The organism is Acidobacteriota bacterium (assembly GCA_040752675.1).
Taxonomy (GTDB): Bacteria; Acidobacteriota; Polarisedimenticolia; order JBFMGF01; family JBFMGF01; genus JBFMGF01.
The window spans coordinates 12,670-25,338 of record JBFMGF010000065.1; the positions used below are offsets into that span (position 1 = coordinate 12,670).

Consider the following 12,669-nt stretch of genomic DNA (forward strand, 5'->3'; position numbering starts at 1 on the left):
CAGAAAAACTTTTAAGGATTACAAGATGGCACTTGAGACAAGAAAGATGAAACGCGCGGAAGGCAGGTTTATCTGTTCTTTTGTCCTCATGCATTCTTTTGCCCTGCTCGTGCTGCCTGCCTTCAGCGGTGAAGCCTCTGTGTATCCTGCAATGGGTGTCGGCTTTTATTTCCATTCGCTGGATGCGGCGATACTTACACCGCCGATTGTCGATGAATCGATCAGCAAGCAGAATCCGCTCTACCAGCGAGTCATTGCCGACATGACAAGAACAGAAAAGGGCGAAGGTCTATTCGCGTGGAGCGATCTGGATTCTACAATAGGTTCACTAACAGGATCAGGCTACTGTGTTATCCTTACGTTCGTCGATTCCTCTTTTCAGATGACCATCGCGGAAAGCGAGAGAGAGAAAGCATTAGAAACATATTTAGATCGGTGGCTTCCGTTCCTGCGGGAAGCGGTATTCAGGTTTAAGGATAAGGTCCGATATTTTGAGGTCTGGGATTCTCCGGATGGGGCTTTCGGGAAAGGCGCTTTGCTTGATTCGAAAGAGTATGCCTTCCTCCTTAAGAACAGCGCCATAAAGATCAGGTCGGAATTCTCCGGTGCGGTTGTCCTGGCTGGGGCGTTCAGCATAAAGAGCGGAACATGGCTGGAATCGATCTACCAGAATGAAGCGGCTACCTACATCGATGCCATCCTCTTGAAATATCCGAAAGGAGAGCTCCGCGATGAGGATTACAGGTCCATCCAGAATATGGTTCTCGAGTACGACCCATCTTCAGAGATATGGCTCATGGAAGAGTGGGACGATTCCGTCCCCGACCCTTCTACCGCCATACGATCCATCGTCGCAGCAAGGGAGAAGGAATCAGAGCTGCTCCTGTTTTCTCTGTCCGGCGAGAGCTTTCCTGGCGTAGATCTCAAGAAAACTCTTCTGAGACTACACCAGCTCTTCACTCCGTCCTATTCAAAAAGCTATGAAGAGGTCAAAAGCATCGAATTCATATCGCCGGAAGGGGAAGAGGTTGGTGTTCGATATACAAAATATTTCAGTCCTGAAGATTTCAAAATTATCATCGCCTATCATCCGGATGGAACGATGACAAGCTTCCCGGAAAAGGTTAAGGTAAGGATCGCCGAGAACGACCTGAAAGGTGCATATCTCTATGACCTCACCGAGGATCTCTGGATGAGTGTCTATAAATTCGATAAGGTGGCGCAGCCTGAGAAAGAGGAGGAGGTGCCGAACAGAAAGTATGAAGCGACTCTTCCTCTCAAGGGTTATCCACTATTCATCCAGTTCAAAAAGGGGATGGCAACCCCCGGCTTTGATGAAAAGAAAGAGATGATCGACGTTTCCGAAAGAAAGGTCATCACTGCCGAGGAGATTATCACAAGGCACCAGGAGTTCCGGTCGGCGCAGGACGAGAGGCTTGCAAACTACATGGCAAGCGGAAGAGTGGATTTTCATTTCAAAATGGGAGGCTCCAGCGGGACAGTGGATGTCTCCATGAAAAACAACTTCTACTGGAAGAGAAATGAAGGAACCGAATGGGAGCAGACGGAGTATTTCATCAACGGAAACAGACTCAGATGGAAGGAGATTCCCGAGCTTCCACTTGTTCAGCCGGAGAAAGTCGTCGTCCTTCCCCTCGATATCCATCTCGACAGGAGCTACAGCTATAAATATACTGGCGATGGCCGCATGAAGGAGTTCAACTGCTACGTTCTCGAATTTGCTCCCGTTCAGGATGGATCGAGCAGGTACAGGGGGAAAGCCTGGATCGATAAGAAGAGCTATGCCATCGTAAGACTATACACCGTTCAGACCGGACTCGATGCTCCAGTTATCTCCAGCGAAGAAAGCAGCTTCTACGAACCAATTAAGGGCAGCAGCGGCTTCGAGTACTGGCTGCTGAAGCGGCTCGAAGGGCAGCAGATCTTCTCTGCAGGCGGAAGGAATTTCGTCGTCCTGAGAGAGGTCGACTTTACAGATTTCAGGATCAATTCAGATGCGTTCCAGGAGAAGCAGATGGAGGCTCACCGCTCCGATCATCAGATCCTCAAGGATACGGAGAAGGGGTATCGATACTTCTCGAAGAATGATAGAGGAGAGAGGGTCATCAAGGAGGAGGTTGATACGAGCCAGGTCTTTGCCATCGGAGGATTGTACAAGGACAACTCATTTGAGAATCCCATTCCGCTTGCAGGTGTCAACTTCTTCGATTACAACTTCAGAAAGAGGAAGATTCAGACGGACCTCTTCTTCGGAGGGATCCTGGCGACGCTGAACGTGACAGACGCCGATTTCCTCAAGAGCAGGTTCGATTTTGGGCTTGATTTCGTCGGCGTAGGCATCAAACGCGAGGACCGCCTCTTCGAGATGGGGGTGGAGATCAAGGACCAGAACGTCAAGTACCTCAGTGAGTATCTCGGCATCAACCTTGGTTATCCGATCGCCAACTTCTTCAAAGTCCGGGGAACTTTAAGTCTGGATTATATGTCGTTCAGCCGCTCAGATGAGACACACGTTGACCTTGTCATTCCCTCAAAGACAATGGTCTACGGGTTTGGCATGATAGGAGAGTTAAACAAGTCGGGTTATGGCATCCAGGCGGGAGCGAGCTTCCACCATAGGAGTAAATGGGAAGCATGGGGTATCCCGGGGCCCTCTGGAGAGTTTCCCGATTACGACCCCGAACATAAGGATTTCTTCCGATATTTCGCCTCTGCCTCCAAGGAATTCTATCTCCCCAGATTTCAGAAGATGAGGTTTGAAGGAGAGTGGATGTCAGGAAGTGACCTTGACCGGTTCAGCAAGTACAACATAGGCTATTTCGTGACACGGGTTAGGGGCTTCGGCGGTTCAGGAATCAGGTTCGAGCGGGGGATGATCACCAGAGGCCAGTATAGCTTTAACTTCTTCAAGATCATCCGGTTCGATGCTCAGATAGATCATGCCAGGATCAAGGATAGGAAGATCTCGGACGGCTACAATGCCTTTACAGGGGCTGGGCTCACGACAAATTTCGTGGGTCCCTGGAAGACGATCATCGCCTTTGATTACGGCTATGCCTTACGTTCTGACATTGAAGAGCTGGATGGCTCTCACGAATTCCTCATTATCCTCTTCAAACTCTTCTGAATGTCTCCCCTACAATAATTGAGAACTGAAAATTGAGGAAACTCCTCTTCTCTAACTATTGTGATTATTGTCGCTATTTGTTGAGGGCGAGTGTGGAGAGGTAATGGAGAGCTTCGGTGCGGCTGTTGAGCTCGCCGGAGATGCGGAGCTCTTCGATCTTCTTCAATATATTCCCGATCCGGGGACCCTGGGATAATCCCAGGATCTTCATCACATCCTCTCCTGAGACGAGCTTCGAAGATATGTCCGGCTTTTGCGCCCGTCCTCGGTGCATCTCCAGAAGCCTTGCTAAAAGCTTTCTCAGTTCAGTTATCCTGGGGGAATCATCGGATTCGGCGGTGGCCATTCCATCGGCAAGGGCGACGATGGCGAGAAGCTCGGTCAGCTCTTTCGATTCGACGATGAGCCTCGCAAGCGCCTTGTCGGAGGGGGAGGTCTCCGCGAGAAGATGCGGGCGCAGATGAAGCTCAATAAGTTTCCTCACATCGTCGGCCAATTTACCGGGGAATCTTAAGCGTTTCATGATCCTTGATGCAACGGTAGAGGAGACCTGCTCGTGGTGGAAGAAGTGAATATCTCCTTTCTCGTCTTCTGAGAATGTCTGCGGCTTGGCAATATCGTGGAAAAGAAGGGCATACTTGAAGAGGAGTAGATCTTCCCGGAGCAGCGGATATATTATCCCGAGATCGGCGCAGAGTCTCTCGTGATGGTCGGCAAAATATAGAGCCCGCACCGTGTGGTGCCAGGGGTCTAGGGAGTGCCTTTTTCCCTTCGGGCACTTTTCGAGGGGAGCCAGCTCCGGGATGATGTTCTTGAGGAGCCCCGTTTCGTAAAGAAGGGCGATTCCTTTAGAGGAAAAGGAGGTTGCCATGATCCTGTCCAGTTCTTCTTTGATTCTCTCGCCTGATACTCTTCTGATGGCTTCAGGGCTGCTCTTGATCTGATGGAACGTGTTCCCTTCGATTGTGAATGCTTCTTTCTCGCATGTGAGCCTGATGGCTCTAATCATCCTCAACGGGTCATTCCGGAAAACGCTCCTGCTGTTTCTCTTTATGACTTTCTCCCTCAGGTCGGGGATCCCATTTTGAGGATCGACGATCTTTTTTCCTCTCAAGGAGTAGGCGATGCTGTTGATTGTGAAATCGCGCCGTGAGAGCTCCCTCTCGATCCCCTTCTTCGATGCATCCACGAAATCGAAGACCCTTCCATCCACGGTGACCCTCCTGTTGACGACCCCTTTCTTCCTGAATGTGATCACCCTATGCCCGAGTCTCTCTTCGATCTTCTTGTAAAAGGAGAGGTTTCCTCTGGTGATGACGAAGTCGATGTCCCTGTTGTCTGACTTTAGAAGTGCATCCCTGACGAAGCCGCCGACAATGTAAAGATAGATACCGTGCTGCTGGGCTGTCTGGGATATGAGCAAGAGGACCCTATCGCCTTCTATCTTCTTCTGGATTTTTCTCTCGATCGCTTTCATAGGGCATATCGCTGCAATTCACTATCTTATATTTTAACTCATTCGCAGAGTAGAGTTCATCAGGATTTCAGATTCTGGGCTATGGAGGAGCGAGCATCTTCCATCAGGATATTGATTGAACTGACGGTGTAACGCTCCGTAAAGATGGGCTTGCCGATGACGATGGATACGTCTCCAGGACAGATCCTGAAAGATTTCAGAGGCATTACCCGATGGCTTCCTGATATCGATATGGGGATGATCGGAACGCCAGCCTTCAGGGCAATGAGGAAAGCTCCCTTCTTGAACGGGTGGAGTTTTCCGTCCGGGCTCCTTGCTCCCTCCGCGAAGAAGAGGATCGGCCGTCCCTTCCTGATCTTTTCCGCAGCCTGTTCGAAAGACTTCATGGCTCCTTCCCGATCATCCCTTTTTACCGAGATATACCCTGCCAGGTAGATGGACCAGCCAAAGATGGGAACGAAGAAGAGAGACCTCTTTGCAATGATCCTCGTTCTTGCCGGAAGGATGTTGATGAGCGCGAAGACATCAAAGTTGCTCAGGTGGTTGGATATGTATACGCAGGGTATCTCACGGTCAATGTTCTCCATGCCGGAGATGAAGAGCCTTGCTCCTGCCGTCTTGATTATGAGATAGCTCCAGAGTTTCCCTGACAGCGGAACTATATCGCTGCCCGGAAGGAGGAAAGAAAGAAGGATTGCAGAAAGGCCGAGAACGATAGTATAGAAGGCTATGGCAACCCATTTGATCATGGATAGTATCATGACCGCATGATTCTATCGTAAATCATGAATTATTGTTAGCGAGAAACATCTCTTGAACATTTTCGTTGATTTGTCGCAACCTATTATATAAAATCAAATTCGATCGCAATGATCAAGATTCTTGTTGAGGTAAGGGCAGGCACGAAGCATTTAAATACTGGAGGATGAACACGATCCTTGATTACATCAGGAATTTCCTCAAAATCATCGGGGGACTCTTCCTTTTGCTGAAGGATACAATCAGCATAGGGATCAAGCCCCCTTACGAGTTCAAACTCATCCTGAACCAGCTTTACGAGACCGGCGTAAAGTCGATGTCCATCACCAACCTGACCATGCTTTTCACCGGGATGGTCCTGTCGCTCCAGACATCCTATTCGCTGAGACCGTACGGTGCCAGGATATATATAGGGGATCTGGTCGCCCTCTCAATAGTCCGCGAGCTCGGTCCTGTTCTCACGGCGCTTATGATAGGGGGCCGTGTAGGAGCCGGGATCACGGCAGAGCTCGGCTCGATGAACGTGACGGAACAGATCGATGCCCTTAGAGCCCTTGCTGCAAGTCCTATCAAGAAGCTCGTCGTCCCGAGAGTCCTGGCGCTTTTGATAATCATTCCGACGCTCACCATTCTGGGAGACTTCATCGGGATAATGGGCGGCTGCTTCATCGCCATATACGAGATTGGACAGACCGGTCAGTACTTCATGCAGCATGTCATAAAGGCGATGACCATCGCTGACATCCTGAACGGGATCGGGAAGACCTTCTTCTTTTCCATCATCATCTCTACTATCGCCTGTTACAACGGGCTGACGGCCTCGGGAGGAGCTGACGGAGTGGGGAAGGCGACGACCAATACCGTGGTCATGGCATCCATATCGATCTTCATCGCCGACTTCTTCCTGACCAAACTCTTCATCCTGTTTGAGTGAAGGAAGGACAGAGGTGGTTCTCATGGCTCATCTGGCCTGGTACAATCATACTTTGATGCAAAGTTCCCTGGACAGGATGGAGTTAATGAAATGAATGACGATTGCTTTATCAAATATGTAAATCTTCATAAGGCTTTCGGGAAGAATCATGTCCTGAAATCTCTCAATCTAGAAATCTTCAAGGGAGAGACCATCGTCATTCTTGGGGGAAGCGGTACCGGAAAGTCCGTCCTTCTGAAACATACCGTCGGGCTGTTGAAGCCCGATGAGGGGGATGTATACGTGGAAGGGGAAAGAATCACCGATTACGACGAAGTGCAGTTGATTCCGGTTCGCAGGAAGATTGGCGTCCTCTTTCAGGGGGGAGCTCTCTTCGATTCGATGAATGTTTTCGATAACGTTGCCTTCGCTCTGAGGGAACACACGAACATGAGCGAAGAGGAGATCGTGGCCAGAGTCAGAGAGAAACTGGATCTCGTCGAGCTCGAAAACGTGGAGCACCTCATGCCCTCGGACTTGAGCGGCGGGATGAAGAAAAGAGTGTCCCTCGCGCGTGCGATTGTCCTTGAACCGCAATGCATCCTCTACGATGAACCTACGACGGGGCTCGACCCCATCATCGCAGGAAACATTAACCGGCTGATTAAGAACCTCCAGCAGAGGCTAAGGGTTACCTCAATCGTCGTCACGCATGACATTACCTCGGCATTCACGGTTGCGGACCGCGTAGCTTTTCTATACGATGGAAGCATCAGGTTCCTGGGAACCGTGAACGGCGCTAAAGAGAGCAACGATCCTCTTTTAAGCAGTTTCATCAGAGGGGAGGAGAGATAAAATGACAAAAAGGTTGACCAAGGAATTGAGTGTAGGGATCATCATCACGCTGGCATTGCTCATCTTCGCCATCGGGATCATGGCCGTCGGAGAAGAATCGAAATTCTTCGCCAGAAAGGTCTATTACCTGGTTAACTTTCCTAATACAAACGGATTGAGCAAGGGGTCTCCCGTCAGCCTCTCCGGCGTTCAGGTCGGGACCGTGGACGAGATCAACCTTCCCATCGATCCGCAATTCAAGGGGATTGACATCAAGATAGCCGTGGACAAGGTTTACGAGAGCAGAATCAGAGAAGAGACGAGAGCCTCTCTGAAGTTCCTCCAGATTCTCTCCGGAGAGAAATACATCGAACTGACTCCCGGTGATCCAGTGAAACCGGCGCTTCCCCCTGGTTCCAAGATCCCGGTAGAAGAAGAGATGAGGTTCATCGAGACCGGTGAAAACATCGCAGAGAACCTGAATGAGATCACGAACACCCTGAGGAAGATGCTGGAACCGATTGATCGAGGCGAGGGGATCTTGGGAGAGGTCTTCACGAATCCCGAATTTGGCAAGGAGGGGCTTGCAAACTTGAAAAGCGCAATCGATTCGACGAATGCGATACTTGCAAAGGTGAAGAGCGGGGAAGGGCTGATCGGGAAGCTCATCTACGATGAGGAGACGGCGAAAGACATCGTTGAGATAAAAAATGCCATAAACAAAGTCAACTCTCTGCTCGAGAAGGTGGACAGAAGAGAGGGAGCCATCGGGGACCTCCTGACGGAAGGAGGGAAAGGGGAACAGACCCTTGAGGAATTGAAAGAGGCGGCGGCAAAGATCAACAGGATCGCCGAGAGACTGGACAGCAAGACCGGGCTTATCGGGAAGTTGCTCAACGATGAGGAGTATTCGGAAAACGTGGCGGCTGATTTCAGGAAGCTTGTGGCTCATCTGGCGTCCATCACGGAAAAGATCGACAAGGGGGAGGGGACAGTTGGCGCTCTCATCAATGACCCTACAGTTTATGAGGACCTGAGAAACGTCGTCCAGGGAGTCAAGTCGAGCAAGATTGCAGGCGGTCTCATCCGCCATTATAAGAAGAAGGGTGAAAAACAGATTTCCAGGAGCGAATGACTGTAAGAACGGGGGAAGAAGCATTCATGGAAAATATTCTAATCACGGGGGGAGCGGGATTCATTGGCTCCCATCTGGCGGAACGGTCCCTTGAAAAAGGATACGAAGTTACCGTTATTGATAACTTCGATCCCTTCTACGACCCGAATGTCAAGAGGCAGAACATCAGCAAAGCGTCCATGGATCCTCGTTACCAGCTTCTGGAAGGAGACATCCGGGATGAGGAGTTCATCCATTTCGTGTTCGGCCGGCATACGCCTGATATTGTAGTTCATCTTGCCGCAAGAGCAGGAGTCCGCCCTTCCATCGATCATCCAGTCATCTATAACGATGTCAACGTGAGGGGGACGGCGATAATTCTAGAAGCCTGCCATAAGCACGGCGTGAAAAGGTTCATCTTCGGGTCATCCTCCTCCGTCTATGGGAATGCAGAGAAAGTTCCCTTCTCCGAGGATGATAATGTAGATTATCCCGTCTCACCCTATGCGGCCACAAAAAAGGCGGGGGAACTACTCTGCTACACCTATCATCATCTCTACGGGATGGCAATCCATTGCCTGAGGTTCTTCACTGTTTTCGGCCCGAGACAGAGGCCGGAGATGGCCATCCATAAGTTTACGAGGATGATTGACCGGGACGAAGAACTAACACAGTACGGGAATGGGAAGAGCAGCAGAGACTACACTTACATCGAAGATATCATCGATGGGGTAATGGCCTCCATAGAGAATGTCTCCGGGTATGAGATCATCAATCTCGGTGAATCAAAGACAACTTCAATTACTGAATTGATCAAAAAACTGGAAGCCCTGCTCGGAAAAAAGGCCAGAGTGAGGGTCCTTCCTCATCAGCCAGGAGATGTACATACAACATGTGCGGATATTAGAAAAGCGGCCAGAATCCTGGGATACGCTCCCAAATTCCCCGTTGATGCCGGCTTGAAAGTGTTTGTCGAATGGTATAAGGATACTGGTCAGAGAACATTTCGTTGAGAGGTGACGAATGAATATCACAGTCGTGGGAACGGGATATGTGGGGTTGGTCACCGGAGCTTGCTTTTCGGAGTTCGGAGTCAATGTCACCTGTGTGGATAAAGTGGTGGAGAAGATCAGAGCGCTTGAGAACGGTGAGATCCCGATCTATGAACCAGGACTCGAGGAGTTAGTCAATAAGAATCGCAGGACAGGAAGACTGACCTTTACGACCGATCTAAGCAAGGCAATTCAGGATTCGCTGGTTATCTTCATTGCCGTAGGAACACCGCCGACGGAGGATGGGAGCGCAGATCTCACTTTTGTGGAGGAAGTTGCCGATGCAGTCGCGGAGAACCTTAACGGCTACAAAGTCGTCGTCACGAAGAGCACGGTTCCCATGGGAACGGGCGAGAGGATCAAACGGCTCATCAATGAGAACCGGAAAGGGCGTTTCTCTTTCAGCGTGGCGTCGAATCCGGAGTTTCTCAGGGAGGGTTCAGCGATAGAAGACTTCATGCACCCGAATAGAGTGGTCATAGGCGCGGAAGACGATCAGGCTATCGCAATCCTCAAAGACCTCTATCGCCCCCTCTACCTCATCGAGACTCCTTTCGTGATCACAAACGTAGTGACGGCAGAGATGATCAAGTATGCCTCGAATGCCTTTCTCGCTACAAAGATCTCATTCATCAATGAGATCGCTGACCTGTGTGAAAGAGTGGGAGCCGACGTCCATGACGTGGCGAGAGGGATGGGTCTTGATAACAGGATAGGAAGGAAATTCCTTCATCCTGGTCCCGGTTACGGGGGATCCTGCTTCCCCAAAGATACGAATGCGATTGCTAAGATCGCAAGAGAGCACGGCTGTGAGTTGAGAATCGTCAACACGGTGATTGAGGTCAATGAGAGAAGGCCTCGCATCATGGTCGAAAAGATCAAACAGGCCTGCGGAAATCTCGATGGGAAGACCATCGCTTTCCTTGGGCTGTCCTTTAAGCCGAATACGGACGATATCAGGGAATCGCCGGCCCTCAAGATCATTGAGGCACTTCAGACGCTGGGAGTGAAGATTAAAGTCTTCGACCCGGCGGCCATGCCGGTGGCCAGGGACGAATACAGGTATCTGATCTATTCTGCCGATGAGTATCAAGCCATTGCCGAGAGCGATGCCCTGGTGCTGGCGACCGAGTGGAATCAGTTCCGTCAACTTAACCTCGACCTGGTCAAGTCTCTCCTGAAAGAGCCCATCATCGTCGATCTCAGGAATATCTATGATCCGGAAGAGATGCGAAAGCGTGGCTTTAGATATTTCTGCGTCGGCCGCTAGAAGTAAAACATCGGAATAGGGGCAGGTATCCTGCCTGACGGTGATAAATAATGAATAGGTCAGGCATCTTGCCTGACAAAGGAGATAGGGTTTTATGGCGGATTATCTGGTCACCGGGGGGGCGGGCTTTATCGGGTCGAATATCGTGGAGCAGCTTCTCAAAGAGGGGAACTCCGTCCGCGTCATCGATAACTTCTCCACTGGCAGAAGGGAGAATCTCCAAGAAGCTGAGAAATGGGCTGCCGAGGGAAAAGGAAAGTCAGAACGGGTAGGAGGGAAGGGAAATTTTGAGCTGATCGAAGGGGATATCAGGAGCCTGGAGACAGCCAGAAGAGCGGTGAAGGACTGTCGGTTCGTTCTGCATCAAGCCGCTATCCCGTCCGTCGTCCGTTCCGTGAGAGACCCGGTCACGACGAGCGAGGTCAACATCCAGGGGACGCTCAACCTTCTTGTGGCGGCCAGGGATGAAAAGATCGAAAGGTTCGTCTATGCCTCCTCATCCTCCGTGTATGGTGAGAGCGAGGTTCTGCCAAAGGTCGAGACGATGCCGCCGTCCCCGCTCTCGCCCTATGCCACGCAGAAACTGACAGGAGAGTACTATTGCAGGATCTTCCATTCCCTCTTCGGTCTTCCCACTGTTTCGCTCCGATACTTCAACGTCTTCGGACCCAGGCAGGATCCGACCTCCGAATATGCGGCCGTCATCCCGAAGTTCATCACAGCTGCGCTCAGCGGAAAACGTCCCGTCATCTACGGCGACGGCAAGCAGACGCGGGACTTCTCCTTTATTCGGAATGTCGTGGAGGCTAATATCAAAGCCGCGAAAGCCCCTAAGGGATCGTTCGGAAAGGTCTTCAACATCGCCGGTGGAAGCAGGATCGACCTGCTCGAGCTCCTGGCCATCATCTCCGATCTTGCGGGGAAGAGGGTGGACCCGGAATTTGCGCCGCCCAGGCCCGGCGACATCCGGGACTCGCTGGCCGATATCTCCAGGGCAAGGACTGTCCTGGGGTACGAGGGGAAAGTTTCTGTCAGAGAGGGCCTCGAAAAAGCCCTTCACTGGTATAAAGAGAGATTCTGACTCATGAAGAAATACCGTTCTATTGCAGCAACATCAAAAGGGAAGATCATCAGCCTCATCCTGGCCGGTGGAAAAGGGGTCCGGTTGTGGCCGCTCAGCACTCCTGAGAACCCCAAGCCTTTCCTGAGATTGATCGGCGGGAGATCCTTTCTCAGGCTGGCCTACGAGAGAGCTCTCAAGATCTCGCTGAAAGAAAAGATCTTTATCTCAACGCTCCAGCATCTCGGAAAAAAGGTCTTGGAAGAGCTTCCAGAATTTCCGGCGAAGAACCTGATCCTCGAGCCCGAGGCCAGGAACACAGCTCCTGCCATCGCCCTTGGCGCAATGACCTTGCAACGATTCGGCAAAGAGGCGGTCATGGCGGTCTTTCCTGCGGATCATTATATTGAAGATTCCAACAAATTCAGGAAAGCCGTTTTGCGGGCCGCCGCCCACGCCAGGGAAGGGGATTTCCTGGTGACCTTCGGCGTCAAGCCTGAATCTCCATCAACCGAATACGGCTACATTGAAGTAGAAACCCAGCGCAACGGGAAAACAGCGAAGGCGTCAAGAGCATCTAAGGCCTTCAAAATCCCGGAAGTCTCCAAAGGGATTTTCAAAGTCAGGCGGTTCACAGAAAAACCGGGCTTGCGAAAAGCAAAATCCTTTTTAAGGAGAGGAAACTACTACTGGAATTCCGGGATGTTTGTCTGGAGATCAGACACCATTCTCAAGGCCCTTCAGAAGCATGCCCCCGATATCCTGGAATGCCTGTCCCCTGCAGGAGAAACTTCCCCGGCAAGAAGATCTTCAGCATCGCCGCATTCAAGAGTGGGGAATAAATCTCTTGATACAAGGACTAAACAAGTTCAGGCAGCCATAGAAAGGGCTTTCTCCAAAGTGCGCTCCGTCTCCATCGACTATGCCATCATGGAAAAAGCCGACAACTGCTACATGGTTCCGCTGGAAACGACCTGGAAGGATTTCGGCTCCTGGCTCTCCGTGTATGAATATCTCAAGAAGGATGGCCAGTAACAGTTCT

General features: G+C 50.9%; 10 protein-coding genes. 8 read left to right on the plus strand and 2 right to left on the minus strand.

The window, feature by feature from the left end; all coding sequences use genetic code 11:
* Positions 1–25: 25 nt before the first annotated feature.
* On the plus strand, positions 26–3,148 hold the full coding sequence (locus AB1756_06585; GenBank protein MEW5806994.1) for a hypothetical protein: 3,123 nt from the start codon (positions 26–28) through the stop codon (positions 3,146–3,148).
* A gap of 73 nt (positions 3,149–3,221) precedes the next feature.
* Here AB1756_06585 and AB1756_06590 read toward each other — a convergent pair whose 3' ends face one another.
* Positions 3,222–4,625 carry an HD domain-containing protein gene (locus AB1756_06590; protein MEW5806995.1) on the minus strand — a complete coding sequence of 468 codons (1,404 nt, stop codon included), beginning with the start codon at positions 4,623–4,625 and terminating at the stop codon, positions 3,222–3,224.
* A gap of 59 nt (positions 4,626–4,684) precedes the next feature.
* Positions 4,685–5,386 (minus strand): lysophospholipid acyltransferase family protein, encoded by a 702-nt coding sequence (locus AB1756_06595; protein MEW5806996.1) that lies wholly within the window; start codon positions 5,384–5,386, stop codon positions 4,685–4,687.
* A 164-nt stretch (positions 5,387–5,550) separates the two neighbouring features.
* Between AB1756_06595 and AB1756_06600 the strand changes: the two genes are divergently transcribed.
* The 7 genes from AB1756_06600 to AB1756_06630 all read left to right on the plus strand — a co-directional run bounded on the left by AB1756_06600 (position 5,551) and on the right by AB1756_06630 (position 12,662).
* Positions 5,551–6,318: an ABC transporter permease gene (locus AB1756_06600; protein ID MEW5806997.1), complete on the plus strand. Its 768-nt coding sequence runs from the start codon at positions 5,551–5,553 to the stop codon at positions 6,316–6,318.
* A gap of 90 nt (positions 6,319–6,408) precedes the next feature.
* A complete protein-coding gene (locus tag AB1756_06605; GenBank protein MEW5806998.1) occupies positions 6,409–7,152 on the plus strand; it encodes an ABC transporter ATP-binding protein in 744 nt (247 codons plus the stop codon).
* 1 nt (position 7,153) lies between these two features.
* Entirely contained in the window at positions 7,154–8,266 is a 1,113-nt protein-coding gene (locus AB1756_06610) for an MlaD family protein (GenBank protein MEW5806999.1), read from the plus strand.
* Positions 8,263–9,258 carry a GDP-mannose 4,6-dehydratase gene (locus AB1756_06615; protein MEW5807000.1) on the plus strand — a complete coding sequence of 332 codons (996 nt, stop codon included), beginning with the start codon at positions 8,263–8,265 and terminating at the stop codon, positions 9,256–9,258. Before AB1756_06610 ends, AB1756_06615 begins: the two co-directional genes overlap by 4 nt.
* A 10-nt stretch (positions 9,259–9,268) precedes the next feature.
* The gene (locus tag AB1756_06620) at positions 9,269–10,567 is read left to right on the plus strand and encodes a UDP-glucose/GDP-mannose dehydrogenase family protein (protein MEW5807001.1); all 1,299 of its coding nucleotides are present in this window, start codon (positions 9,269–9,271) and stop codon (positions 10,565–10,567) included.
* A gap of 94 nt (positions 10,568–10,661) precedes the next feature.
* Complete coding sequence (locus AB1756_06625) at positions 10,662–11,648, plus strand: SDR family oxidoreductase (GenBank protein ID MEW5807002.1); 987 nt, start codon at positions 10,662–10,664, stop codon at positions 11,646–11,648.
* Positions 11,649–11,651: 3 nt separating this feature from the next.
* On the plus strand, positions 11,652–12,662 hold the full coding sequence (locus AB1756_06630) for a mannose-1-phosphate guanylyltransferase (GenBank protein MEW5807003.1): 1,011 nt from the start codon (positions 11,652–11,654) through the stop codon (positions 12,660–12,662).
* Positions 12,663–12,669: the final 7 nt, after the last annotated feature.